The organism is Stenotrophomonas sp. YJH_SMC_21 (genome assembly GCF_059369555.1).
Map to the genome: position 1 here is coordinate 40,165 of NZ_JCAFSU010000006.1, position 22,391 is coordinate 62,555.

Consider the following 22,391-nt stretch of genomic DNA (forward strand, 5'->3'; position numbering starts at 1 on the left):
TATAGCAGAGTTGCCGGCGCCGGCACCCGCGGGTGCGCGGCGTCGGCACGACGAGACTCAGGTCGCGGTGGAGAAGCGGTAGCCGGCGCCGCGCACGGTCTGCACCATGTTCTCGGCGTTGAACGGTTCCAGCGTCTTGCGCAGGCGGCGGATGTGCACGTCGATGGTGCGCTCCTCCACGTACACGCTGCCGCCCCACACATGGTCCAGCAGCTGGGCGCGGGTGTAGACGCGCTCGGGGTGGGTCATGAAGAAGTGCAGCAGGCGGTACTCGGTCGGGCCGATCGGCACCGGCTGGTCGTTGGCGAACACGCGATGGGCGGCGCCGTCGATGCGGATCGGGCCGACGGCCACGCTGCCGTCCTCGTCGTCTTCGCGGGCGCGGCGCATGACCGCACGGATGCGGGCCAGCAGTTCGCGCGCCGAGAACGGCTTGACCACATAGTCGTCGACGCCGGCTTCAAGGCCACCTACGCGGTCGTTCTCTTCACCGCGGGCGGTCAGCATGATGATCGGCACTTCGCGGGTCAGCGTTTCCTTGCGCCAGCGGCGGGCCAGGTCCAGGCCGCTGGTGCCGGGCAGCATCCAGTCCAGCAGGATCAGGTCGGGGACGCGATCGGCGATGGCGGTCTGGGCCTCACGGGCATCGCCGGCGTGGACCGGTTCGTAATCGCCCTTGCGCAGGGCGAAGGCGACCATTTCACGGATCGCGGGCTCGTCATCGACGATCAGGATGCGTTTCTGCACGAGGACACCGTAGGGCTCGGTTACTGGAGTGGTGCCAGTAGACTACGGTTTGATGACATGTTTGTGACTACCTGGCCGGAACCGGTCGGGATTGCCATCGACCGGTCATGCAACACTCAGCGGCGGTCCAGGTCCGGGTCCTGCACGCCCTGGCGGCGCAGCTCCAGCACGGTGGGGGTGATCGCCTCGATGCGCGCATCCACCCGCGCCCGGCCCACGTAGTCCAGCGCCGGGTTGCGCTTGAGGGCCTGCAGCTGCATCAACGATTGCTCCGGGCGGCCGCTGAGGAAGGCGGCCTCGGCATAGGCCTCGCTGGCGCGCACGCTGTCACCGGCCAGCTCGCTGGCGCGGGCGTATCGCTGCTGGAAGACCGGATCGTTACCACTTTGCGACAGCAGGGGCCGCAGCATGGCCTGCGCGCGCTGGCCCGCCTCGCGGGTGCCCTGTTCGTTCAGGATCTCGGCGTAGGTCAGGGCCACGGGCCGGCTGTTGGGGTGCTCGCGCAGCAGCTGCTCGAAACGGGTGTTGGCCTGCGCGCCCAGTCCGGCACGCGATTCGGCCTCGCCCAGGCCCAGTGCCAGCCACAGGTTGTCCGGGCGGGTCTGCAGCAGGCTGGCCAGGGTCTGCCGGGCCTGCGTGGCACCGCTGCGGCCGCCGCGCATGACCGCCAGCGCCTGGCCATAGCGCTGGGCGTCGTTGAGACCGTCCTTCTGCCGCTTGGCCATGTCCGCGTATTCGCGCTCCAGTTCGGCGGTGGAATCGGCGCTCAGCACGCGCAGGCGCTCGCGCGCCCACTCGAAGTCGCCACTGGCGCCACGGGCCAGCTGGCCGACCGGAACGCGCAGCACGCTGCTGGGAAGCAACGGGTTGTTTCCTCGCAGCAGCGGCTCGGCCAGGCCCGGGTCGGCCGGATTCACCCGCTCCTTGCGTTCGCCGCTGGGGGTACTGGTGGTCAGCAGCACCGTGTCCTTCTTCATCTGCTCGGCGCGGGCCTTGGCCTCGCTGATGCGGGTGATGTTGACCGGGTGGGTGCGCAGGAACTCGGGCACGCTGTAGCCGCCCTCGTTGCCGCGCATCGCCGCCGACATGCGCTCGAAGAAGCCGGCCATGGCATCCACGTCGTAGCCGCTGCGCGACAGGGTGCGGATGCCGAGGCGGTCGGCCTCCGATTCGTTGGAGCGGGTGTAGTTGATCTGCCGCTGCTGCATCAGGCCCATGCCGGAGCTGATCGCGGCCATCGTCGCGTTGCCGGAGGACGTGCTGTTGCTGGCCTGCGCGGCCACCACCGCCGCCAGCATGCCGAGCAGGATCGGTATCTGGTCGCGCTGGGCGCGTTCGACCCCGCGCAGCACGTGCTGCTGGGTGACGTGGGCGATTTCGTGCGACAGCACTGCAGCCACCTCGTCCTCGCGCTCGGCGGTCAGCACCAGGCCGGCATTGACCCCGATATAGCCGCCCAGCGTGGCGAAGGCGTTGATCTGGCGGTCCTTCATCACGAAGAACGTGTAGGGCTGGCGCGGCTGGTCGCTGTTGGAGCCAAGCCGGGTGCCCATGGTCTGCAGCCAGTCGTTGACCAGCGGGTCATCCAGCAGGTAGCCATAGTTGCGCAGCTCGCGCAGCATCATCGCGCCGTACTCGGCCTGGCGCGCCGGGGTCAGCAGCTCGCCGGCCGAGGAGCCGATGTCGGGCAGCTTCTCCTGGGCCTGGGCCAGCGGCATGGCCAGGGCCAGGGTAACGGCGGTAGTCAGCAGCAGGGCTCGCAAGCGGAAGGTCCTCGGGCAGGGCGCGCCAAGCGTGGCAGGGCAGGGGGCAACCATTCGTTAACCCACAGTGTTGCGGCGGTGGCGTGGAATTTCCAGCGCACCGGTACCATATGTAGACCGTCGATCCATCGTGGAGTTTCCCGTGACAGCCCAGACCGCCGGCGGCGCCCCCGCCATCACCATCTATTCCACCGCCGTCTGCCCGTATTGCGTGGCCGCCAAGAACTTCCTGAAGAGCAAGGGCCAGCAGTGGACCGAGGTCCGCATCGACCTGGACCCGGCCGAGCGCGAGAAGATGATGGCACTGACCCGCCGCACCAGCGTGCCGCAGATCTTCGTCGGCGACGTCCACGTGGGCGGCTACGACGACATGATGGCCCTGCACCGTGAAGGCAAGCTCGAGCCGCTGCTGGCCGGGCAGGGCCAGGCATGAGCGCGGCCGACGACGGCAGCAAGGACCGCATCGCCGAATTCACCGACTTCCGCAAGCGCATGAACGAACGCATCCTGGGCGAACCGAACCAGGTGGTGCGGCGCTTCTTCGCACTGGACACGCAGACCTACCAGGCCGGCGCGCTGGACGTGAAGACCAAGGAACTGCTGGGCCTGGTGGCCTCGATGGTGCTGCGCTGCGACGACTGCATCAGCTACCACGTGGCCCAGTGCAAGGACGCCGGGGTAACCCGTGAAGAGTTCTTCGAGACCTTCTCGGTCGGCCTGGTGGTGGGCGGTTCCATCGTGATCCCGCACCTGCGCCGCGCGGTCGACTTCCTCGACCAGCTTGAAGGCGGCGCCAGCGCTCCGGCAGCGCACGAGCACTGAGGGTAGTGCCGGCCGCTGGCCGGCATCGCCTGAACTCGACCTGGCCGAGGTTGCCGGCCAGCGGCCGGCACTACCGGGCCCGCGAGGGGGCCTGTCCCGCGATCCAGCAGCCCAGGAGCCCCTTCTTGTTGAAGGGGCGCGCCGACAGGCGGGGGTAGAGGAAGAATGCGCGGGCAATTCTGCCTGAGCCGGGCACTGGGACCATGGTCTATTTGGGACCTCGGCCCCGTCTCAGGCATAATTGCCGGTGAAACTTCCTTTGCGCCGGCGTTTCCGGGCACGTCCGGACGGCGTTTTTCCCCCTGTTCGGAACATCGATCAATGACGCAGAAAATTACGGTCATCCGCGGCGACGGCATTGGCCCGGAAATCATGGACGCCACCCTGTTCGTGCTCGACCAGCTCAAGACTGGGCTGGAATACGAAGACGCCGACGCCGGCCTGGTGGCCCTGGAAAAGCACGGCGACCTGATGCCGGCGGTGACCCTGGAATCGATCGCGCGCAACAAGGTCGCGCTGAAGAGCCCGCTGACCACCCCGGTCGGTGGTGGCTTCACCTCGATCAACGTCAGCCTGCGCCGCCATTTCGACCTGTACGCCAACGTGCGTCCGGCCCACACCTTCCCGAACACCAAGTCGCGTTTCGACAACGTCGACCTGATCACCGTTCGTGAGAACACCGAGGGTGCCTACCTGGCCGAAGGCCAGGAAGTGTCGGCCGACGGCGAGACCGCCTTCTCCGGCACCCGCATCACCCGCAAGGGCTCCGAGCGCATCGTGCGCTACGCCTTCGAGCTGGCCAAGAGCACCGGCCGCAAGAAGGTCACCGCTGTGCACAAGGCCAACATCATCAAGTCGACCTCGGGCCTGTTCCTGAACGTCGCCCGTGAAGTAGCCGCGCAGTACCCGGAGATCGAGTTCCAGGAAATGATCGTCGACAACTGCTGCATGCAGCTGGTGATGCGTCCGGAACAGTTCGACGTGATCGTTACGACCAACCTGTTCGGCGACATCATCTCCGACCTGTGCGCCGGTCTGGTGGGTGGCCTGGGCCTGGCCCCGGGTGCCAACATCGGCAAGGACGCGGCGATCTTCGAAGCCGTGCACGGCACCGCGCCGGACATCGCCGGCCAGGGCAAGGCCAATCCGTGCGCGCTGCTGCTGGCAGCCGCGCAGATGCTGGACCATATCGGCCAGCCGGAAAACGCCGAGCGCCTGCGCAAGGCCATCGTGGCCACCATGGAAGCCAAGGATTCGCTGACCGGCGACCTGGGCGGTACCGGCACCACCATGAGCTTTGCCCAGGCCATCGCCAGCCGCCTGTAAGCGGCCGGTCGACCTCGGTTGGATCCACAGCGGGGCGCCTTCGGGCGCCCCGTTGCGTTGTGGGCTGACTCGTAGATCCACGCCATGCGTGGATGGGGTGGCTTTGGTCCGCAGCCACCCATGGGGTGGCCCTACAGGGGGTTGTCTGTGCGTATCTCGCACAGATCATGTGCTGTTGCACGGCTGGTTCGTGCGCCATCCGCTCCGCATCCTGTGCCCACTTTCCACTGCACAGGAGTCGCTCCATGAATCTCACCGCCTTCGGCCTGGCCAGCCTGATCGGCATGGCCGCCACCGCCCCGGTCGCTGCTGCCGAACCGTCTCATCCCACCATCCGCCACATGGCCGGCGCGCCGGTCGCGACCTCGCTGGATGCGGCGAAGACCGCCGTGCTGGTGATCGACTTCCAGAACGAGTACTTCGATGCCAAGGCCGCGCCGGGCTTTGCCGGTGGCCGCATGGTCATTCCCGATGGCGTGGCCGCACTGCGCCAGGCCAAGCGGGTGGTCGCGTTCGCCGATGCCCACGGCATCCGCGTGATCCACGTGCAGCACGTGTTGCCGGCCGGTGCACCGCTGTTCGCGCAGGGCAGCGTCAATGCCGACTTCCATCGCGACCTGCAGCCGCGCAAGGGCGAGACGGTCGTGCAGAAGGACAACGTCAGTGTGTTCGCTGGCAACTCGGCCGCGGTACTCGACACGGTGCTGAAGGATGCCGGCATCGACACCCTGATCGTCACCGGCCTGCAGACCCATGCCTGTGTGGCCGGTGCCGCGCGCGACGCGGCGGCCGCACCCCGTGGTTACCGGGTGATCGTGTCGTCCGATGCCAGCGCCAGCCGTGACCTGGACCTGGCCGGTGGCCAGCGCATCGATCATCGCGCGCTGCACGATGCCTCGCTGGCGCAGATCGAAGACGCCTTCGGTGATGTCATGAGTACCGACGCGATCCTGGCGTTGCCGGTGCGCAAGGCCGGCGACGGCGCTTGATAAGCTGGCGGGGCCCGCATGCCGTGGGCCCCGCCACATGGAGCTGCCCGCCGATGGATCACTTCGCCGCCCTGCGTGCGCTGCGCGCCATCGTTGACGCGGGCAGTTTCACCGCGGCCGCTGAACGCCTGGGGACCACCCACTCGGCGATGTCACGGCAACTGCGCCAGCTGGAAGAGCATCTGCAGGTTCGCTTGCTCGATCGCAACAGCCGCCGGCTGTCATTGACCGAGGCCGGGCGCGACTACTACCGCGAGGCGGCAACGCTGCTGGATCGCCTGCAGGAGGCGGACGACCGTGCCCGCGCCGGGCAGGCGCAACCCAGTGGCAGCGTACGCATCAGCGTGCCGCAGGTGGTGGCCAGCCAGGAGTTGCCGCATTGGCTGCCGTCGTTCCTGCAGCGTTACCCGCACGTCTCGTTGGATCTGTCGGCCGATGATCAGCTGGTCGATGTCGTCGGTGGTGGCTTCGACCTGGCCCTGCGGATCGCGCATGCGTTGCCGGACAGCCAGCTGGTCGCACGTGAACTGGCCAGCTGCCCTCGCATCCTGGTGGCCGCGCCAGCCTACCTGGCGCGTCATGGCCTGCCGCGTCAGGCATCGGATCTCGCGCAGCACACGCTGCTGGGCTTCAGTCCCACACCGTCAATGCCGCCCTGGCAGCTGCAGGGGCCGCGTGGTGCCAGTGCGAGCGTCGAGGCCGGGCAACGCCTGCGGGTAGATGCGACGCCAGCGTTGTACGCCGCCGCGCTGGCTGGCATGGGCATCAGCCTGTTCACCGCACTGACGGTGCAGGAAGACCTACGCGCCGGTCGTTTGATCCGTGTGCTGCCGGCCTGGCACGCCGGACAGCGGCGCTACTTCGCGCTGTATCCGCATGCACGTGCGCTGGCGCCGAAAGTGCGCGCGCTGGTCGAGCACCTTGCGGCGCACTACGCTGCACAGGTGGGCGCGGCAGGGTAGTCGCGCGGTTGCAGCCGAGGTGGTGATGGAGTCGGTGTATCTGCTGGTCGCACTGGGCGCGATCGTCGCCGGATTCGTGCAGGGCCTGTCCGGCTTCGCCTTTGGCATGGTGGCGATGTCGTTCTGGGCATGGGGGCTGGAGCCGCGACTGGCGGCCACGCTGTCGGTGTTCGGCGCGCTGGTCGGCCAGCTGGTCGCGGTGTTCACCGTGCGCCGCGGATTCAACCTGCGCCTGCTGCTGCCGTTCGTGCTGGGCGGGTTGGCCGGCATTCCGCTGGGCGTGATGGTGCTGCCGCAGCTGGACATGGACTGGTTCAAGGCGCTTTTGGGCGGCTTCCTGGCGTTGTGGTGCCCGGTGATGCTGATGGCGCGCTCGTTGCCTCCGGTCCGCGTCGGCGGCCGTATCGGTGATGCGATTGCTGGCATGGCCGGTGGCGTGCTCAGCGGCATCGGCGGCTTCGCCGGGCCGGTGCCGACGTTGTGGAGCACGCTGCGCGGCTTCGGCAAGGACGAGCAGCGCGCGGTCATCCAGAACTTCAATCTGGCCATGCTGGCGGTGACCATGGCCACCTATGTCGGCAGTGGCCTGGTGAGCCGGCAGATGCTCCCGTACTTCGCCATCGTGGCGCCAGCCATGCTGGTGCCGACCCTGCTGGGCGCGCGCGTCTACATCGGCATCAGCGAGCTGCGCTTCAGGCAGGTCGTACTGGGCCTGCTGACCGCATCAGGCATTGCGTTGCTGGCTTCGTCGCTGCCGACGCTGCTGGCGCGCTGAGGGAGGAACGAAAAAGGGCGCCACGAGAGGCGCCCTTTGTCGTCTATGGCATGTTCCGACTCAGCGCTGCTGGATCTTCGACAGCAGGCGCAGGAACTCCACATACAGCCAGACCAGGGTCACCATCAGGCCGAATGCGCCATACCACTCCATGTACTTCGGCGCGCGCTGGGCCACGCCGGTCTCGATGAAGTCGAAGTCCAGTACAAGGTTCAATGCGGCCACGACCACCACGAACAGGCTGAAAGCGATGCCCAGCCAGCTGGCGTCATGGATCACCGGCACGTTGATGTTGAAAAAGCCCAGCACGAACGATGCCAGGTAGAGCAGGGCGATGCCGCCGGTGGCGGCGACCACGCCCATCTTGAAGTTCTCGGTGGCCTTGATCACGCCGCTGCGGTACGCGACCAGCAGGGCGGCCAGGGTGCCGAAGGTCAGCAGTACGGCCTGGAACACGATACCCGGGTATTTCATGTTGAACAGCGCCGACACGGCGCCCAGGAACAGGCCTTCGACCAGCGCGTACATCGGCGCGGTGACCGGCGACCATTCCTTCTTGAAGATGGTGATCAATGCCAGCACCAGGCCGCCGATCGCGCCACCGATGGCGTACAGGCTCGCGCTGCCGGAAATCTGGCCGTACTCGTCGACCGCCTGGCTCCAGGCGAACGCCGCGGTCAGCACGGTCAACAACAGCAGGATGCCGGTCTTGTTGGCGGTGCCGTTGAGGGTCATCACCTGGTCGGGGCTGGTCACCACCGAGCCGCTGGCGAGGTCGAGGAAGGTCGACTCGGAAAGAGCCGGGTTGCCGCTGCGCATGCGTGTTCTCCGTGCGGATGAGGGGCTGGACGGCCATCCGGCCGATGACCGGGAGCATAGCCGATGGCTGCACGTGGTGCCGTGCCAGGCGTCGGGTTCGAGTCGCCCGCGTTGACAGTTCATGATGCGCTTGGCCACAATGACCAGCTCCCCGGGCCTGGCCCGAGGGGATTGCAAGACCGGGGTATAGCGCAGTCTGGTAGCGCGCCTGCTTTGGGAGCAGGATGTCGGGGGTTCGAATCCCTCTACCCCGACCAATCCCACATCACGTCGGATTGGACACCGTTCCGGTCCGGGCGCCCGTAGCTCAACTGGATAGAGCACCGGCCTTCTAAGCCGGCGGTTACAGGTTCGATTCCTGTCGGGCGCGCCATTTCACCCATCTCCTGCAGGTCCTGTTGTTACCGGCCTCTGCCTGGTCCTGCGCTGTGTTGGCGCGCATTCAATCTGGTCCGTCGTGGCCGATGCATAGTCGGCCTGCCCCATGCCGGGGTGACTGCGCTGAGCCATCCCTTGATGAACACCGTTGCGCGATCGCGCTGTCTGCTGCTGGCGATGGGCCTGGGGCTTGCCGTGCAGGCGTCCGCCAATGCCCCCGTGATTGCGGTCTACCGCGGCGAGGCCGGTTGCCCAGGGTGTTCGGAGGCCGTCGAACAGGCCATCCATCGTTCGCGTCCGGACTATCACGTGGTGTTCGTCGGCCCGGGCGAGGCCGTCGATGTCGATTCGCTGGCCACGTCGCGCTACCGGGCCTATGTGCAGCCGGGGGGCGGGCAGGACATCGACGCCGCGATGGCGGCGATGGGCGAAGAGGGGGCGGCAGTCATCCGTCGTTTCGTCGATGCAGGCGGAACCTACATCGGCCTGTGCATGGGGGCCTACCTGGCCGGTGCATCGCATCTGGGCCTGCTGGCGCAGGACCTGGACGCCGAGGCCGGCAGGCCGGGATTCCCGGTGCAGGATGAAGACGATGCCGTGATTCCCGTCGTCTGGGACGGGCGTCGCCAGACGGTGTACTTCCAGGACGGTCCCTACCTGCCCAAGGCGCCACGCGACCAAGGGTTCAAGGTGATTTCCCGCTACACCAATGGCGACATTGCGGCTGCGTCGTATCGCCACGGGAAGGGCAGGGTGGTGCTGTCGGGACCCCATCCGGAAGCGCCGACGCAGTGGTTCAAGATGGCGGAAATCCCGCTTTCGCAGATGCCGTCGGCCGATCTGTTCAAGTCACTGCTGGATGAGGATCGGCGCTGAGGCGGGCGCGTGCGCAGCGCGACGCGGGCCGGAATGGCGACCGGCACATCAATGTGAAGAAATGCTTGCAATTCCTTCGCGACTCCCGGAAAATGCCGGACTCGCTTCAGGGGACGGCCTTCTGGTCCCACCCGGTCGCAACGCATCAGGTTCCACTGCTGGCAGCATCGGCAGGGGAGCAGAAGTTTCAGTGGTGGCTGTAGCTCAGTTGGTTAGAGTACCGGATTGTGATTCCGGTGGTCGGGGGTTCGAATCCCCTCAGCCACCCCACTGATTCAACCGTATCGGCGCTGCCGAAACGGTATTGCAATAAACAGAATGCACGCTACAATGTGCGTCTGAGTTTCACGGGCCGTTAGCTCAGTTGGTAGAGCAGTTGACTCTTAATCAATAGGTCCAAGGTTCGAATCCTTGACGGCCCACCAAGACGGAAGCCACCTGGTACGCCAGGTGGCTTTTTTCTTATAAGTGTGACCCCATCATTTCGATGGATCACGCGCTGAAGCGCTCCGCCTGGCGGGGTTCTGCAGTAGCAGCGGGACCGCAGCGCTGGTTTCAACGATGTTGAAAAAAGTGCTTGCACCCACCGAGCGGATCGGGTCATAATTCGCGCCCCGATTTCGGGCTGTTAGCTCAGTTGGTAGAGCAGTTGACTCTTAATCAATAGGTCCAAGGTTCGAATCCTTGACAGCCCACCAGACGAAAGCCACTTGGTCAGCCAAGTGGCTTTTTTCTTGCCTGTGGCCGGGCTGAGGGCGCCAAGTCGCCAAGCCGGTAGATCCATGTCATGCGTGGAGAAGGCGGAGGCCGCATCCACGCATGGCGTGGATCTACTGAAGCGATGATGAAACCGGGGTCACATGCGTCATCAGTGTTTTCAATGCTGTGCGCTGTTTCTCATCGCATCGCGTCCTGCATCGCACCCAATGGTTCTTCCGCGCCGATGGCGCATGCATGAAGGACGATCCTGATGGGTGATATCAATCGACTGCGCCCGGTGCTGTTGTTGTCGTTCGCGCTGGCGGCGCTCGCTGCCTGCAGCCAGCCCGGCGACCCGGCACAGACCGTGCAGCGCGACACCGATGCGCTGCACGCTCCCGCCGCGCCAGTCAGTGAGGCGATGCAGATGCAGCCGACGGCGCCAGCTGAAGGCGTGACCCGGCCCGAGGCGGTGCAGTTGCGCAGGACCAGCGACGGGGGCGTTGAAATCCGCAAAGTGGACGCAGTGTCCGGGCACGGTGCCGACACGGCACGCGTTGAACCTCAGCAGCACTGATCCACGGTCACTCCGGGCGGCGGCCGGTCGCCCGGAGTGACGGATTCAGCTTTGTGCAGGCCTTCCGCTTCCGGCCCCCGCCTGCGACAATGAACACCTGTGCCGGCCACGCGAAAGTGGCGGAATTGGTAGACGCCCTGGATTTAGGTTCCAGTGAGGGTGACCTCGTGCGGGTTCGAGTCCCGCCTTTCGCACCATCTGGCCGAGCACAGATTGCCTAAGTGATTGAAAAATAAGCTGGCGACGGTCAGTTGTCCTATTGGATTCCCGCTTTGGCAATTGATCCCTGTCTCGGAACGTCACCTGTTCCGTTCGAGGCGGCTGGGAGGCGGAACTGCTCCAGTGCAGACATGCCTTGGAGCGATTGCTCGGCCAGTACCTTCGCGTAGACCGCTGAGGTGGTCTGGATGTCGCGGTGTCCGAGCCACTCCTGCACGAGCTTGATGTTGCCGGTCGCCAGCAGCAGCCGAGTGGCGCACGTATGGCGGAGCGCATGCGGTACGCACTCCTTCTCGGAAGCGAGATGTGTCCCCTTGATGGCCCATTGCCACAGCCGGTCGGCGCGCGTGCGATTGAGCATCGTGAAGGGGCCGTCCGATGTGGCCGCCAGGGCGTCCTTGCGCCGCTGTAGAACCTCGGCGACACGGGCGGTGCAGGGTAGGGTGCGGGGACGCCCCTTCTTGAGCGTAGCGTGCCGCCAGAAGCGGACGTGGAGCCTTCCGCCCTGATCGACTACTTCGGACCACCGGATGCCGATGGCCTGGCTCATGCGGCAGCCCAGGTCGGCGAGGCACACGAACAGGTCGCGGTAGTCCGCCCCGTCGCGCACCCGTGGGTGCCCTCCGGCAGGGCCGTTCGGGAGCGTGTCCCACTCCAGCAGCCGCGCCAGGATCAATTCCTCGTCCTCAACGTTCAGGACGAACGTGCGTGCGTTGTCCCTCTCGTCGGCCAAGCTGTACTCGGGCAGCTCTCCCAAGAACCGGCCGGCCTTCCTCTCGCGTTTCAGTAGGGCAAGGAGGCACTGCATCTTGCGGTTCACGGTGGCGGGAGCCGCCTTGTCGGCGAGCATGCGCTGCGCCATGTCGTTGACCGCGGCCTGCGTGATGTCGTTGATGGGCGTTTCCTCGCCCAGGTAGCTCTGGACCACCTTGCAGTTGGTACGCACGGTGTCGATGGACCGGAGCTTGCCCCAAAAGTTGCGGTCGTCCAGCGCGTCGTCCATCGCGTCCTTGAGGGTGCGCTGGCGGACCTTGGCCTTCGCCACGGCCATCTGCACCGACCGGGACTTGCCCCGAATCAGCTCCCGCAGCGCGTCCTCTGCAATCTCGGGGTCGTCGCGCAGGGCGTCGAGGACCGCCTGCTCCTTGCGCTCGGCTGCCACGCGGTCGCGGGTGCCGGTGGACAAGCGCACGCGCCGGTATCCCTCCTGCACGTCGAGCATGTAGTAGCGCTTATCGGGCGCACCCGGCTTGGGCGCGGTCCCTTTGAGGCGAAGGGCCATGTGTATCTCCAGAAATGAAAAAGGCCCGCACTAGGCGGGCCTCGGGGCACAACGGGGTGTTGGGGGTTAGGCGGCTGCGACGCGCGCCGTCACCTTGCGGTTGACACGTTCTGCGAGCGAAGCCAGCCAGTGCAGCGCCTTGGTCGTCGGGAAGATCAGGTTGCGCTTGCGGTAGGCGGGATCAGGGCGCTGCTCTAGGAAGTCAGGCCCCGGCTCGCGGTTACGCTTGATAGACGACAGGTCGAGCACATTGCGGCTCACTGCGGAGGGAGAGAGTCCGCCGAGGACGCGCTCAAGGTCCACCTGCTGAATGCCCGGCTCGTCCACAACGGCGAGTAGGGTGAGGATGCGGGTGGCGGTGATGTCCTCGTCGATCTCTTCCCGGAAGGCTGACAGTGCGGTTGTGAGAATGGCCGTCAGTTCTTTCTGCGAGAGATTCATGGTGCGCTCATTTTCCGTAAGGGGATGGTTCCCCCTTGGGAAACCATCAGGGTCTATCTTGGAGCCGCAATGTAAGGATTACAAGGCCCAAGCCAATGTTGATGGCATTCTTGCCAATTTTGTCCATCCAGAAACCACGCTGCCAAGGCGTGGGGGAGGGGTCGATTCCGATCTCATATCCAAAGGCTTTCACGAACAGGTCCAGGTACTTCTGCCCTGCGAAGGGGCCGTCCTGTCCCCTGCTCACGGCGTTGTAATGCGCCGCCACCCCCGGCTGCGCTCCACAAAAAGGTCTTACGTTTCAGTGTTTTAAGAACGGTAGTGCCAGCATCGCCGCCAGGGTCACAATGGCCCCGACCACGGATGCAAAAAACAGTCCTTGCCCTACGCGGACTACCGCGCTGGCTATTGTCCGTCTCACCGTACTCATAGACTGAGAACGCCCCCCTGGTCGTCTGCGGATGCGCAGCCCGACAGCATGACGCTGCCGTCGGGCAGACTACAGGCCACAATGATGGCGCGTCCGTAGGAATCAAGTACCACGGGAGAGATTGATCCCGACTGGTGCAGTGAAGTCATGGCCGCGGGGTCTCCGTTGGGGCCGCGGGTGGGACCGGATACGACACCCGCCAGCCACAGTCCTCGGGGACGACCGAGAACTGGACGCGCTCGTTGAGTAGGCCGAGCATCGCGCGGAGAGCGCCGCGCTTCTCGTTATGGTCGAAATTGATGGTCCGAATCATTCGGGCACCTCGTAGGTCCGTTCATGCAGGACCAAAACCTCCCGCTCGAATACCAAGAACGGGCCGAACTGGTGGACGCGGAGGGCCACGTTGACGATCACCAGGGTCGAGTTTGCGGTGAAATCTGCGTTACGCATATGTAAGTCTCCTGTTATGCAAGTGCTACAAATGGAACAATGAGTGCCAAATATCGAGATTGGCCTTATGATTAGGGCTGAAGGGCGTGATCGCCACTCCCGACCCCAAGGACCGTTCGATGATTGACCCCCGCGTAGAAGTCGCCATTACGGCCCTTCACCTAGTCGTATGGGTGTGGACTAGCTCGGTGCCGGCGCATCGCACATACCTGTATTGGCGCAGGGTCTTGCGGAAGCGGCGTTAGCGGCTCCAGAAGTAGAAGCCGCTCACCTCAAACGCGTCACCGTTGAGCCGAATGTCGCGGCCATAGCTCTCGTAGTCGAAGTAGCGGGAGAGGGCGTCGGGCACGCCGTGGAGAAGCCCCGATTCGTCCACATAGTTCTCGGCAAAGTCGGCCCAGCTATCGAACTGGCCCACGTAGGCTTCGTGGAACTGCTCCACGGTCACATCGTCGAGGCCCTCGTGGTCGCAGAAGGCCGTGTAGGCAGCGCGTTCGGTGTCGTTGTGCAACTCGTCCAGCCGCTCTTGCAATGCGCACAGCTTGTCCAGGTCGGGGTGCTCGCCCCAGGTATCCCCGAACACGTCGTCGTAGTCGTGGACGGCCCACTCCTCGGCGCTGGCGACCTTGCCGCTTCCGCCACACGCCGTGCATTCCGCCCCGCCGAATACTCGGGGGACGTATGTGGTTCCAGTACCGCCGCAATCCGGGCAATCAACGGTCACGTTCGGGTGCGGCGACTCGCGCAGGATGCGGGCAATCTCATCGCGCACGTCGTCGGCGTCGCGTCCCTCCAAGTCGATCCACTCGCCGTGCAGGAGGCCAGCGTTATATGAGGCAAGGCAGGCAACGTAGATTTGCATGGTGTGCTCCAGAAATGCGAAGGCCCGCACTAGGCGGGCCTCGGGATCAGGGGTGGTTATCGGTCAGTGCGCCCAATCGGGCTTGACGTTCAGCAGGTAGGCGGCGGCCACTGCGCGGGCGGTGTCCTCGTCGGCCACGTCGGCAATCCACCACCAGCGGTCCTTACCGGCCCAGCGGTAGACGCCCCAAAACTGCGCGGCCATCGGTGCGCAAGGCTCGACGCTCCCGTCGAACTCTTGGCGGGGACCGTAGGAGACCGATCGGTCGCCCAGGGTGACCAGCTTGTCACCGGCAGGTACAGCCAGCTCGTTGTCATTGCTCATTGCGACAGGCCCTTTGCGTGTTCGATGGCGCGATCCAGTGCGCCGGGGATGTTGTGAAAAATGCCGTGGCGTGTCGAGTGGGTGAGGCCGATTTTGTAGACCTCAAAATGGTTCGGCCCCTTGCGCAGCACCCATGCCTTTTCGGTCTCGAACAAGATGTCCTCCTCGCGGTAGCTCATCGCGCGGCTCCCATGCCCTCGGCGATCCATGCGCGGGCCTGCTGCTCGGCGCGGGCCACGCCATCGGCGGTCTCGTGGTTGATGCCGTTCCTCGACAGCCACCCGCCCAGCGGGTCGGCGATGTCGTAGGCCCAAACGCCGCTCCACTGCTCGCCGACCTCCTGCCAGAGGCGGTGCAGCATGCGCGCCACCTCGACAAGAAATTCGGAGTCCTCAATGCCCAGCGGCGCGGTGCTCATCGGCTCGGGCCACGTCCACCCGCTCGCCAGCTGCGCGAGGTCGATGGGGTCGAAGTCGGTATCCCTGATTGCGCGGTTGACCACGGTGGCGAACTCCTCGGCTTGCTGCGGCGTCATCGCGGTCGCCGCCAGTTGTTCGTGATAGCGCCCCGGCTGTGCCAGGAACACGTTGCGGGTTCCGTAGGTGCGCAGTTCCATCACAGCACCCCCAGCCCGCGCAGCACCGGCATCACCAGCGCGTTGGTCTCGTCGTTGTCGCTCCAGTCGCTCGCGGCGTCGTCCCCGTTCTCCCAAATCAGGAGCACAAACCCCGCCTTTGTTGCGTCCGGGCGGTAGAACCGCAGGTGATCGTGGTCGGTAGAGGCGAGGGCCTCCAACACTTCTTGCCGGTCGCGGCTGTGCCGCACCGTGGTTTCTTCGCCGTCGTAGACGCCGAGCGAGTAACCAGCGGCGAGGGCGGCATCCACCAGCGCCACGGCTATGCGCTTCGCGCTCTCGGGGGCGTAGTTGTCGAGGTTCATGGCTTTCTCCGGGCAACAAAAAAGCCGCCTTGCGGCGGCTGATGGGTTCGGGTTAAGCGCGGAGCGCGTCGCTGCACAGGGCTTCCGGGTATGACGAGTCGCGCATTGGCATGACGATCAAAGACGCGCACCTGATGCTCGGATCGGTGATGCCGCCAATACCGAACATGGCCGCCACGTCGCCGCCAGTCACCGGAATCAGTGAAGTGGCCTTGCCGCCGAATGCCTTGCAAATTACACCGGCCGCCTTCACTACGCCTTCGAGGACGGCAGGCGCGAATCCGGACAGCTTGAGTTCGTTCGGCTTGGACACCGCAGCACGCCAGTCCGGGTAGGTTCCATCAACGGCAGCAAACTCAATGGCCTGGCCTCCGCGCTCCGCCTTGAACCGGCTGGCATCGCCCACGGCGCTGAAATAGACATCGCCCTTCATCTTGGCGACCAGCTCGCACGCATTGCGCGGCACGATGATCTTGCCAATGTCCCACGGCAGGCTGGTACGCACCACAAGCATGCGGTGGCCGTCTGTAGCAACGATGATCGCACCATCGGCGTGCGACTCAATCAGCACGCCATTCAAGTAGAAGCGAACGTCATTCTTGGGGGCCACATGCAGAGCGGCGGCGATCAGGGCGGAAGGAATTTTGTTCATAGCTTTCTCCGGGCAACAAAAAAGCCGCCTTGCGGCGGCTTCGGGGGATTGGGGTAGGGCGCTGTTAGAGGAACAGCTTGGTCAGCGTGACGATGCCAGCCACAAAGGCCGTGGCGACCACCAGCGGATACCACCGGGTCTCCATCATCAGCTTGTCGCTCTCGCGGTTGATCTTGCGAATCTCAGCGGTGAGCTTGCGCACTTGCAAGTCCTCCAGTGGTCCATTGGTGCTCATGGTAGCTCCAAAAAAGACCCGCCGTCACACGTCGGCGGGGTGTGGAAAACCGGGTTGACGAAAGGGGATCAGATGACAACGGGGGATGGACAAGGCGCAACTTGGGTGCGGTTCTTGTGTGCCTGGCGCTCCCGCTCGTTGAGTCGGGCGCGGTGCTCGCGGATGCCGCGGCGGATGCAACCGGCCACGTAGTAGTCGCGGGCGGTCATATCAAACGGGATCATCGTCATGGGTTGCTCTCCAGTGAATCGGACCACCAAAACGCCCCATCACAACGGTAGGGGCGCTTTGGCGGTCAGACTCATGCTCGTAAGGCATGGAATCTGACCGTCGCCAGCTTCCGGGAGCGCCTCCAGCTCGCCTAGGAATCCCGTACAGATGGCCCCGCTCTTTCTGGCGGTGACCCGGTATCCGTGGCGGCCTTCATCGGCCCTTACACTTCCCGGCGCGGCTAGTGTTCCCAGCTCCCCGCGTTCTGCCGTGGGCGGCGCTCCTGCCTGCCCCTTTCCTACTGTCCCGACCGCACCCTGCGGCCGTTGTTCGATGGTGGGCATTATGCCCTTTTGCTCCCGGTTTGTCAATCACTCCCGGTAGGGGGATGGTTGAGCCGGACGTTACCTGCGGTGCGCTTAGGGGCCTTTGGGGCTAGTCCTCAGTGCTGGCGGGATAAGCTCTAGGTGCTGTCGATCCATCGGTCGCACGTCTGTCGCCGCCTTTTCCGCTGCCGCCGTGTTGCTGGCGACGGGTATAGATTAGATCAATCCCCGCATGGCTGTCAATACCCCGATGGCAACGATTTTGGATGGTCGCAGGGAGCGCCTAGCGCGCGCGTGGGGAGCTTCTATAGGCGGGGCGGTAGGGGTGCCCGTGGCGGGCCTTGCGTGGGCCGTGGTGGCGCATTGGCTGGCCGTGGTGGGCGGCAGGTGGGCATAGGCCGGGCAGGGTGTGCCGAGGTGGTCGGCAGGTGTGCCGAGGTGGTGCCGAGGTGGGCGCGTGGCGGTCAGGGCAAAAAGACAGATAGGGACAGACAGGGGCGCGAACGTTTGAGCGCGGATGTCCGCAGGTTGCCCAGGTATCGCATGGGATTGCCTAGGCACTGGATACCTAATCCGGTGGTTCACCTTTGGAATCAGTAGGTTAGCCGAGGTGGTGACGCCGCAGGTGACGCGAAGGGGGCGCATCGTGCCTTACGCTACAGGGGGCGACCCCCTACGGGGGGTGATCGCGCCGTTCCAAGTAGTTGGATACTCCTTCGGAAATTTGCCGCAAACCTTTCGACCACCTCTGTCACTTCGAGGAGACGTTATGTACGCCCGCCGATACACGATAAGAACCGCTACCGCGATCACCGTCCTGGCCTTAGTGCTCGCAGGACTCCCTGCCGCGTACTTTCAGACCGGCGTAAGGAGCGCTGAGGAGTTGCGTTCCTGGAACGAGCAGATCATCGAGAACGACGCCTCGCCGCAGGTGTTGGTTGATGAGGCGGTGCGGACGTTTGACGCCGCGACGAATGACCTCATCAGCAACCGCAATTCCCGCAACCTGTTTCTCCAGCTCGCTTTGGGCATCCCGGCGCTCGCTTGGATTGGTGCGGGCGTGGTGCTATGGGGCATCAAGGATGGGACGGAGGTCTAGTCCGCCGCAGTGGCACCCAAGGAGGACAGAGGAACACCCCAGGAGTGCATAGGAGAACTGTAGCTCTACTTGATGGTGAATACCAATGAATAGAACTCTATAGTCCTGCTAGAGTAATACTTAGGTCTTACTATGATAGCACCCTTGTCAAGCCCTCCCAGTGCTCCGTGGTCGAATAAACTTAGCGGTTGGCATAGACATTACAACGAGCATCTATGGCATCGCTCAATACCCTCCTCATTCGCTTGGCGGCGCTGGTCACTGTCCTCTCGCTGGTCTGTGCTGGAGTGCCCGCCGCATATCAGCACGCGAAGCTTCGAGCAGCACGGGAGCTGGTCGAACGTACCCGCGAGGTCATAAACGATGACACGACCTCGTACAGCGTGGTGGCCGATGCGGTGCCAATTCTGGATTCTGCACTGACTGAGGCCGCGCAGCACGAGCACATGAGAGGCCTACTCGTGGAATTCACGATTGGCGTCCCGCTGATCGTTTGGTTTGTCGTCTTGGCTGTAATGTGGTGGTTCAAGGATGAAGAATTGGCGTGATAGCTGAACTGTTCACTTTCAGGTAGAGTCGTTTCCTGTCTTTTAACTGGCCGTCGTGTACGGTACGAACCGTTTGGGGAACGTAGGCGTGGGAGAACGCGCGATGGCTACGGATGCATACAGCCAGGGTCGGCTCGGCTCGTTGTTGGTCATGGAAGATGATCCTGACCTCTCAGGGATGTTGAAGGAAATCCTGGCGATGCAGGGTTACGAGGTCGATGTGGTCGCCTCCGCTGCCGATGCATTCGACCGCATAGAGGCGAAAGCATTTCACGCGGCGATCTTAGACATCCAGACGCAGGACGGAGCATCAATGTCCGTCGCCGATTACCTGCTGTCGCACCGAATTCCCTACATGTTCGCGTCCGGGGTGCCGAACCCGCAGCTCCCTGACGCTCACCAGTGGGCGACCTTTCTCCCGAAGCCGTACCGCATCAAAGAACTCATGAGCGCCCTTGATAGGACTCGCCAAATCGGCATTCCTGTTTAGGCGCGTCCATGCGCCAGTAGTTCAGGTCCGGCGTTTTAGGAAACGCTTTGTAACCGTGTCGTAGGTCTGCACCGGAGGACCGCTGTAGAGGTCCGTCGAGCAGGCCATGAGGACTGCTTCGGTCGCGTTGTGGCCTGCCTTCATGGCGGCCAGGGCAATCGCACCACCACTACCGGCGACGAGGAAGTCGCGCCGGAGGTCGAGAGGGAGACCGTCGTGGTAGAAGGCCACCGGGTTGTCCCGCAGGCCGACCACGAGGATCGTGTACTCGCCCTTGGTCAGTTCGTCGAATCCCTCCGACAGCTCGCGCACGGCTCGCTGGATGTGGGAAGTGGTGCCCGCGCCGAACACCACCAGGTCGCGCCCGGTGGTGTCGGTGGTGCGGTAGAACTTCTCCTCCTCGTACCGCAGATCACCAGCGGTGACCTGCGAGTCGATAGCAACGAGCCGGCCGTCAAAGGCCAGCGTGGTCACTGCTTGATGTGCTCCCGCCAGTAGCTCGGGGTGAACGCAGCCCACTCGATGTCGTTCACGTCATCCCACAGGCGCTCCGCGGCATTCCGCAGGTGCTCCCACAGGCCGCCGAGGACGACGTAGGGCAGCGCCAGGAACACGACGACGAACAGCCAGCCGGTGTAGGTGCGACGGGAGGTCTCGCGCAGGCGCTCCAGGAGCCACTGCGAGGCGAGGGCAATGCGTAGCGCTACGTACCCCTTAGCGCGCTCGTAGGCGCGCACCAGGCGCTCGCTGGCGCGGTTGTAGATGGTCTTGAAGTTCATGGGTTCCGGTTAGGTGTTGCGGATGGTTGCCAGGGCCTTCGCGTAGAGCGCGTCCCAGGTGTCACGGTGCGGCTTGCCCGGCCGCCAGTTGCGGACGTAGTAGTCCCATGCGGCCTGGGGGTTACCCAGGGCGGGCAGCGGACGCGGATCGGTGAACAGCAGCAGGCGAGCGAACGCACAGGCGAGCACGTCGTCGGAGGCGAGCGCCTCGTTGACCGCAGCGGTCGAGGGACGCTCCAGACGCGCGGAGACGAGCTGTGAGGCGCGTGCGGAGGTCGCCGGGTGACGGAGTACACCTGCGGTGCCGCCGCCCGCCTCGAACTGCCAGAAGCCGCGTGCGGGGCCTTTGATCTGCCTGCGGTGCTCGAAGCGAGATTCCTGGAGACCAATGGCGAGCAGCATGACCTTCGCTTCGGGAGTGAAGGCCACGCCGGGGAGCAGCCGGGCCGCCGCGGGGATCAGGTTGTCCCTGACCTCCACGAGGCTCGGCAGCTTTGCGTCGGTCATACCGGCGCGTAGGGGTTCGACTGGCCGCCCTGGGTGTGGCAGCAGGGAGCGTGGTTGCAGTCGCACGGCGTTACCGGCGCGGGTGCGCTCGGGCCGTCGTTGTCGTCGTCGTTCTTGCGGCGCAGGAACAGGTACAGCAGGCCAGCGGCGGCGAGCGCCATCAGCCACGCAGCGAGCGTGTTGGACATTGGGTCTCCTACAGGATGTCGAGGTAGTTGTCGGGTGACGGCATGCGGCCGGTCACGGACTGGATGAAGGAGGCGTACTCGCGGTCGAGCAGCTCCTCCAGGTAGCGCTGCTCCTCCTTGGACACGTCTCGGGAGAGCTGGTCGGCCCAATACTTCACGGCCATCGCCAGCGCTTCGAGGCGGTCGTCGTGGCGCAGTGCGCCGCGGTCGCGCGTGATGCGCGTCAGCTGGTAGCACAGCTGGTACTTCTGTTCGGACTTCTGATCGGCGCGGATGATCGAGGCATCGACCACCAGGCGGTGCTGGTTCAGCACCGGCTCCAGCACGTCGATGATTCGGTTCTCCTTCGAGGTGCCGTAGTGCTTCACCTCCTCGATGGAGCACGGGTACACGCGCGCCAGGACGCCGGAGAGCATCTTGGCGAACATGCCGTCACCGAAGTTCGCCTCAATGAGGACTGCGGAGACCTTCTCGGCGCGCGCGATGTGCGCCAGGGTCTCCAGCGTGTCGTCGTCGTAGCCGCCCTTGGTCGCACCAGCGCGGCGCGCGTAGAGCATGCCGCGAAGCATGCCGACGACCGCGTAGCCGGTTTCGTCGCCACCTCGGCCCGAGGGGTCGATGGCGAGTACCTTGCCGGTGAACTCCTCCATTTCCGAGGCGAGGTACATGGGCCGGTACAGGCGGTCGCCAGTGAAGCCCACGGACGGGATGTCGCTGACGATGTACTCCGGGCCGCTGCTGTAGACCACGCGGATCGGAGCGACCTCGCGGTCCACGTCCATCACGATCAGGTCGGACAGCTTGAGCGGGTACTTCTCGGCGTCGGACAGCGACGCATCGAGCATGAACTGGAGCATGAAGCCGGAGCGTCCGTAGGACGCCTCGCGCTCCATCAAGTCCTCATCGGAGAAGCGGACGCTCTCGCAGTTCTTCCAAGCGAGCTTGGGGTTCGCGTCGAACGCATCGGCGATCATCGGCGCGAGGCGGTCGCCGTACACCTGACGGTGCTTGGTGTCCTTCGGGTAGCGCGCAGGCCAGATGCGGATGACGTAGCCGCGCTCGGGCAGCTTGTTGTAGAGCGACTCCTCGGTCTGCGGAGTGCCGAGGTAGATGATCTCGCCGCCAGGCTTGAGCACCGCGTCGAACTCCTTGACCAGCTCGGCGAGCTTCTCGCGCTGCACGACGGTCATGGAGTTCTTTGGGACTTCGATGTCGTCCGCGATGATGGTGTCGGCGCGGGAGCCGGTGAGCTGGCCGTTGATGCCGACCGACTTCACCGAGGGCGACTGATCGGGCTGCGCGGGACCGACATCGAACGCCAGGTTCGAGTTGCGCTGGTCGGGACGCGGGCGCAGGTGTTGCAGCTCAGGCAGGGTTTCGATCAGGCGCTTGACGAACACCGAGAACGCATCGGCGCGTTCCTTCGATGCCGAGACCACCATGATCTTGTGCTGGGGGTCTTTCCAGAGGAGCCAGCAGACGTAGGCGGCCGTCACCCAGGACTTGCCGACGCCGCGGTACGCCATGATGACGCGACGGCGCGGGCCGGTTTTCAGGAACTCGCAGATGTCGTACTGGATCGGAGTGGGGCTTGGTAGCCCCAGCTCCTTCCAGACGTACCAGGCGAAGTTGCGGAAGTCCTCGAAAGGGTGACGAACGTGGAGGCTCGTCATGCCC

The 22,391-nt window shown here is 64.7% G+C and carries 30 protein-coding genes and 6 tRNA genes; 17 read left to right on the forward strand and 19 right to left on the reverse strand.

All coding sequences use genetic code 11. From position 1 onward, the window contains the following. Window positions 1–57 precede the first annotated feature (57 nt). Window positions 58–747 carry a phosphate regulon transcriptional regulator PhoB gene (gene phoB, locus AC5P67_RS10300; protein ID WP_005408258.1) on the reverse strand — a complete coding sequence of 230 codons (690 nt, stop codon included), beginning with the start codon at window positions 745–747 and terminating at the stop codon, window positions 58–60. Between the two features lie 116 nt (window positions 748–863). After that, a complete protein-coding gene (locus AC5P67_RS10305) occupies window positions 864–2,510 on the reverse strand; it encodes a M48 family metalloprotease (protein ID WP_043033734.1) in 1,647 nt (548 codons plus the stop codon). Between the two features lie 142 nt (window positions 2,511–2,652). Here AC5P67_RS10305 and grxC point away from each other — a divergent pair, with 142 nt between their 5' ends. The 6 genes from grxC (at window position 2,653) to AC5P67_RS10335 (ending at window position 7,384) form a co-directional block, all read left to right on the forward strand. Beyond that, the gene (gene grxC / locus AC5P67_RS10310) at window positions 2,653–2,943 is read left to right on the forward strand and encodes a glutaredoxin 3 (protein ID WP_004154541.1); all 291 of its coding nucleotides are present in this window, start codon (window positions 2,653–2,655) and stop codon (window positions 2,941–2,943) included. Then, the gene (locus AC5P67_RS10315) at window positions 2,940–3,332 is read left to right on the forward strand and encodes a carboxymuconolactone decarboxylase family protein (protein ID WP_005412372.1); all 393 of its coding nucleotides are present in this window, start codon (window positions 2,940–2,942) and stop codon (window positions 3,330–3,332) included. Before grxC ends, AC5P67_RS10315 begins: the two co-directional genes overlap by 4 nt. 321 nt (window positions 3,333–3,653) lie before the next feature. Next, window positions 3,654–4,658: an isocitrate dehydrogenase gene (locus AC5P67_RS10320; protein WP_005408261.1), complete on the forward strand. Its 1,005-nt coding sequence runs from the start codon at window positions 3,654–3,656 to the stop codon at window positions 4,656–4,658. 245 nt (window positions 4,659–4,903) lie between these two features. Continuing rightward, a complete protein-coding gene (locus AC5P67_RS10325) occupies window positions 4,904–5,647 on the forward strand; it encodes a cysteine hydrolase family protein (protein WP_111117983.1) in 744 nt (247 codons plus the stop codon). 53 nt (window positions 5,648–5,700) lie between these two features. Further along, window positions 5,701–6,609 (forward strand): LysR family transcriptional regulator, encoded by a 909-nt coding sequence (locus AC5P67_RS10330; RefSeq protein ID WP_005408263.1) that lies wholly within the window; start codon window positions 5,701–5,703, stop codon window positions 6,607–6,609. Between the two features lie 25 nt (window positions 6,610–6,634). Beyond that, the gene (locus tag AC5P67_RS10335) at window positions 6,635–7,384 is read left to right on the forward strand and encodes a sulfite exporter TauE/SafE family protein (RefSeq protein ID WP_043033732.1); all 750 of its coding nucleotides are present in this window, start codon (window positions 6,635–6,637) and stop codon (window positions 7,382–7,384) included. Between the two features lie 60 nt (window positions 7,385–7,444). Here the strand turns inward: AC5P67_RS10335 and AC5P67_RS10340 are convergent, their stop codons facing one another. Continuing rightward, a complete protein-coding gene (locus tag AC5P67_RS10340; protein ID WP_158230134.1) occupies window positions 7,445–8,203 on the reverse strand; it encodes a Bax inhibitor-1/YccA family protein in 759 nt (252 codons plus the stop codon). A gap of 180 nt (window positions 8,204–8,383) precedes the next feature. Between AC5P67_RS10340 and AC5P67_RS10345 the strand changes: the two genes are divergently transcribed. The 8 genes from AC5P67_RS10345 to AC5P67_RS10380 all read left to right on the forward strand — a co-directional run bounded on the left by AC5P67_RS10345 (window position 8,384) and on the right by AC5P67_RS10380 (window position 10,930). Beyond that, window positions 8,384–8,460, forward strand: a tRNA-Pro gene (locus AC5P67_RS10345). A gap of 39 nt (window positions 8,461–8,499) precedes the next feature. After that, a tRNA-Arg gene (locus tag AC5P67_RS10350) sits at window positions 8,500–8,576 on the forward strand. A gap of 143 nt (window positions 8,577–8,719) precedes the next feature. Further along, window positions 8,720–9,457 carry a BPL-N domain-containing protein gene (locus tag AC5P67_RS10355; RefSeq protein ID WP_043033730.1) on the forward strand — a complete coding sequence of 246 codons (738 nt, stop codon included), beginning with the start codon at window positions 8,720–8,722 and terminating at the stop codon, window positions 9,455–9,457. Between the two features lie 193 nt (window positions 9,458–9,650). Next, window positions 9,651–9,727 (forward strand) — tRNA-His (locus tag AC5P67_RS10360). Between the two features lie 79 nt (window positions 9,728–9,806). Further along, window positions 9,807–9,882: transfer RNA gene (locus AC5P67_RS10365), tRNA-Lys, on the forward strand. A gap of 197 nt (window positions 9,883–10,079) precedes the next feature. Continuing rightward, window positions 10,080–10,155, forward strand: a tRNA-Lys gene (locus AC5P67_RS10370). 272 nt (window positions 10,156–10,427) lie between these two features. Further along, window positions 10,428–10,733 (forward strand): hypothetical protein, encoded by a 306-nt coding sequence (locus tag AC5P67_RS10375; RefSeq protein WP_043033729.1) that lies wholly within the window; start codon window positions 10,428–10,430, stop codon window positions 10,731–10,733. A 110-nt stretch (window positions 10,734–10,843) separates the two neighbouring features. After that, window positions 10,844–10,930: transfer RNA gene (locus AC5P67_RS10380), tRNA-Leu, on the forward strand. A 59-nt stretch (window positions 10,931–10,989) separates the two neighbouring features. Here the strand turns inward: AC5P67_RS10380 and AC5P67_RS10385 are convergent. From AC5P67_RS10385 to AC5P67_RS10435, 11 genes are all read right to left on the reverse strand, one after another. Beyond that, the gene (locus AC5P67_RS10385; RefSeq protein ID WP_049417433.1) at window positions 10,990–12,234 is read right to left on the reverse strand and encodes a tyrosine-type recombinase/integrase; all 1,245 of its coding nucleotides are present in this window, start codon (window positions 12,232–12,234) and stop codon (window positions 10,990–10,992) included. A gap of 66 nt (window positions 12,235–12,300) precedes the next feature. Next, window positions 12,301–12,675, reverse strand: coding sequence for a winged helix DNA-binding protein (locus AC5P67_RS10390; RefSeq protein ID WP_005412378.1), 375 nt, complete (start codon window positions 12,673–12,675; stop codon window positions 12,301–12,303). 739 nt (window positions 12,676–13,414) lie between these two features. Beyond that, window positions 13,415–13,555: a hypothetical protein gene (locus AC5P67_RS10395; protein WP_005412379.1), complete on the reverse strand. Its 141-nt coding sequence runs from the start codon at window positions 13,553–13,555 to the stop codon at window positions 13,415–13,417. 241 nt (window positions 13,556–13,796) lie between these two features. After that, window positions 13,797–14,417 carry an antirestriction protein ArdA gene (locus tag AC5P67_RS10400; protein ID WP_495214665.1) on the reverse strand — a complete coding sequence of 207 codons (621 nt, stop codon included), beginning with the start codon at window positions 14,415–14,417 and terminating at the stop codon, window positions 13,797–13,799. Window positions 14,418–14,480: 63 nt separating this feature from the next. Then, a complete protein-coding gene (locus AC5P67_RS10405; RefSeq protein ID WP_032961791.1) occupies window positions 14,481–14,741 on the reverse strand; it encodes a hypothetical protein in 261 nt (86 codons plus the stop codon). After that, window positions 14,738–14,920, reverse strand: coding sequence for a hypothetical protein (locus tag AC5P67_RS10410; RefSeq protein ID WP_032961794.1), 183 nt, complete (start codon window positions 14,918–14,920; stop codon window positions 14,738–14,740). The genes AC5P67_RS10405 and AC5P67_RS10410 overlap by 4 nt, the downstream gene beginning before the upstream one ends. Beyond that, window positions 14,917–15,357, reverse strand: a complete 441-nt coding sequence (locus AC5P67_RS10415) for a hypothetical protein (protein WP_005412383.1) — start codon at window positions 15,355–15,357, stop codon at window positions 14,917–14,919. Before AC5P67_RS10415 ends, AC5P67_RS10410 begins: the two co-directional genes overlap by 4 nt. Next, window positions 15,357–15,680: a hypothetical protein gene (locus tag AC5P67_RS10420; protein ID WP_005412384.1), complete on the reverse strand. Its 324-nt coding sequence runs from the start codon at window positions 15,678–15,680 to the stop codon at window positions 15,357–15,359. The genes AC5P67_RS10415 and AC5P67_RS10420 overlap by 1 nt, the downstream gene beginning before the upstream one ends. Window positions 15,681–15,732: 52 nt before the next feature. Further along, entirely contained in the window at window positions 15,733–16,332 is a 600-nt protein-coding gene (locus AC5P67_RS10425; protein ID WP_005412385.1) for a DNA polymerase III subunit beta family protein, read from the reverse strand. A gap of 64 nt (window positions 16,333–16,396) precedes the next feature. After that, complete coding sequence (locus AC5P67_RS10430; RefSeq protein WP_004154558.1) at window positions 16,397–16,567, reverse strand: hypothetical protein; 171 nt, start codon at window positions 16,565–16,567, stop codon at window positions 16,397–16,399. A gap of 68 nt (window positions 16,568–16,635) precedes the next feature. Beyond that, window positions 16,636–16,797: a hypothetical protein gene (locus AC5P67_RS10435; protein WP_154267699.1), complete on the reverse strand. Its 162-nt coding sequence runs from the start codon at window positions 16,795–16,797 to the stop codon at window positions 16,636–16,638. Window positions 16,798–17,872: 1,075 nt separating this feature from the next. On the opposite strand from AC5P67_RS10435, the gene AC5P67_RS10440 reads away from it, so the two are divergent. The 3 genes from AC5P67_RS10440 (at window position 17,873) to AC5P67_RS10450 (ending at window position 19,240) form a co-directional block, all read left to right on the forward strand. Beyond that, on the forward strand, window positions 17,873–18,202 hold the full coding sequence (locus tag AC5P67_RS10440; protein ID WP_150359511.1) for a hypothetical protein: 330 nt from the start codon (window positions 17,873–17,875) through the stop codon (window positions 18,200–18,202). 215 nt (window positions 18,203–18,417) lie between these two features. Further along, window positions 18,418–18,750, forward strand: coding sequence for a hypothetical protein (locus tag AC5P67_RS10445; protein WP_043033726.1), 333 nt, complete (start codon window positions 18,418–18,420; stop codon window positions 18,748–18,750). Window positions 18,751–18,838: 88 nt separating this feature from the next. Then, window positions 18,839–19,240: a response regulator gene (locus AC5P67_RS10450; RefSeq protein ID WP_125899042.1), complete on the forward strand. Its 402-nt coding sequence runs from the start codon at window positions 18,839–18,841 to the stop codon at window positions 19,238–19,240. 21 nt (window positions 19,241–19,261) lie between these two features. Here AC5P67_RS10450 and AC5P67_RS10455 read toward each other — a convergent pair whose 3' ends face one another. The 5 genes from AC5P67_RS10455 to terL are packed head-to-tail and all read right to left on the reverse strand — an operon-like array spanning window position 19,262 to window position 22,387. Further along, window positions 19,262–19,714, reverse strand: a complete 453-nt coding sequence (locus AC5P67_RS10455; protein WP_005412387.1) for a hypothetical protein — start codon at window positions 19,712–19,714, stop codon at window positions 19,262–19,264. Beyond that, window positions 19,711–20,019: a hypothetical protein gene (locus AC5P67_RS10460; RefSeq protein ID WP_005412388.1), complete on the reverse strand. Its 309-nt coding sequence runs from the start codon at window positions 20,017–20,019 to the stop codon at window positions 19,711–19,713. The genes AC5P67_RS10455 and AC5P67_RS10460 overlap by 4 nt, the downstream gene beginning before the upstream one ends. Before the next feature lie 9 nt (window positions 20,020–20,028). Continuing rightward, on the reverse strand, window positions 20,029–20,526 hold the full coding sequence (locus AC5P67_RS10465) for a hypothetical protein (RefSeq protein WP_065426719.1): 498 nt from the start codon (window positions 20,524–20,526) through the stop codon (window positions 20,029–20,031). Further along, on the reverse strand, window positions 20,523–20,714 hold the full coding sequence (locus AC5P67_RS10470) for an LPXTG cell wall anchor domain-containing protein (protein ID WP_005412390.1): 192 nt from the start codon (window positions 20,712–20,714) through the stop codon (window positions 20,523–20,525). Before AC5P67_RS10470 ends, AC5P67_RS10465 begins: the two co-directional genes overlap by 4 nt. 8 nt (window positions 20,715–20,722) lie before the next feature. Then, complete coding sequence (gene terL, locus AC5P67_RS10475; protein ID WP_032961836.1) at window positions 20,723–22,387, reverse strand: phage terminase large subunit; 1,665 nt, start codon at window positions 22,385–22,387, stop codon at window positions 20,723–20,725. Window positions 22,388–22,391 lie beyond the last annotated feature (4 nt).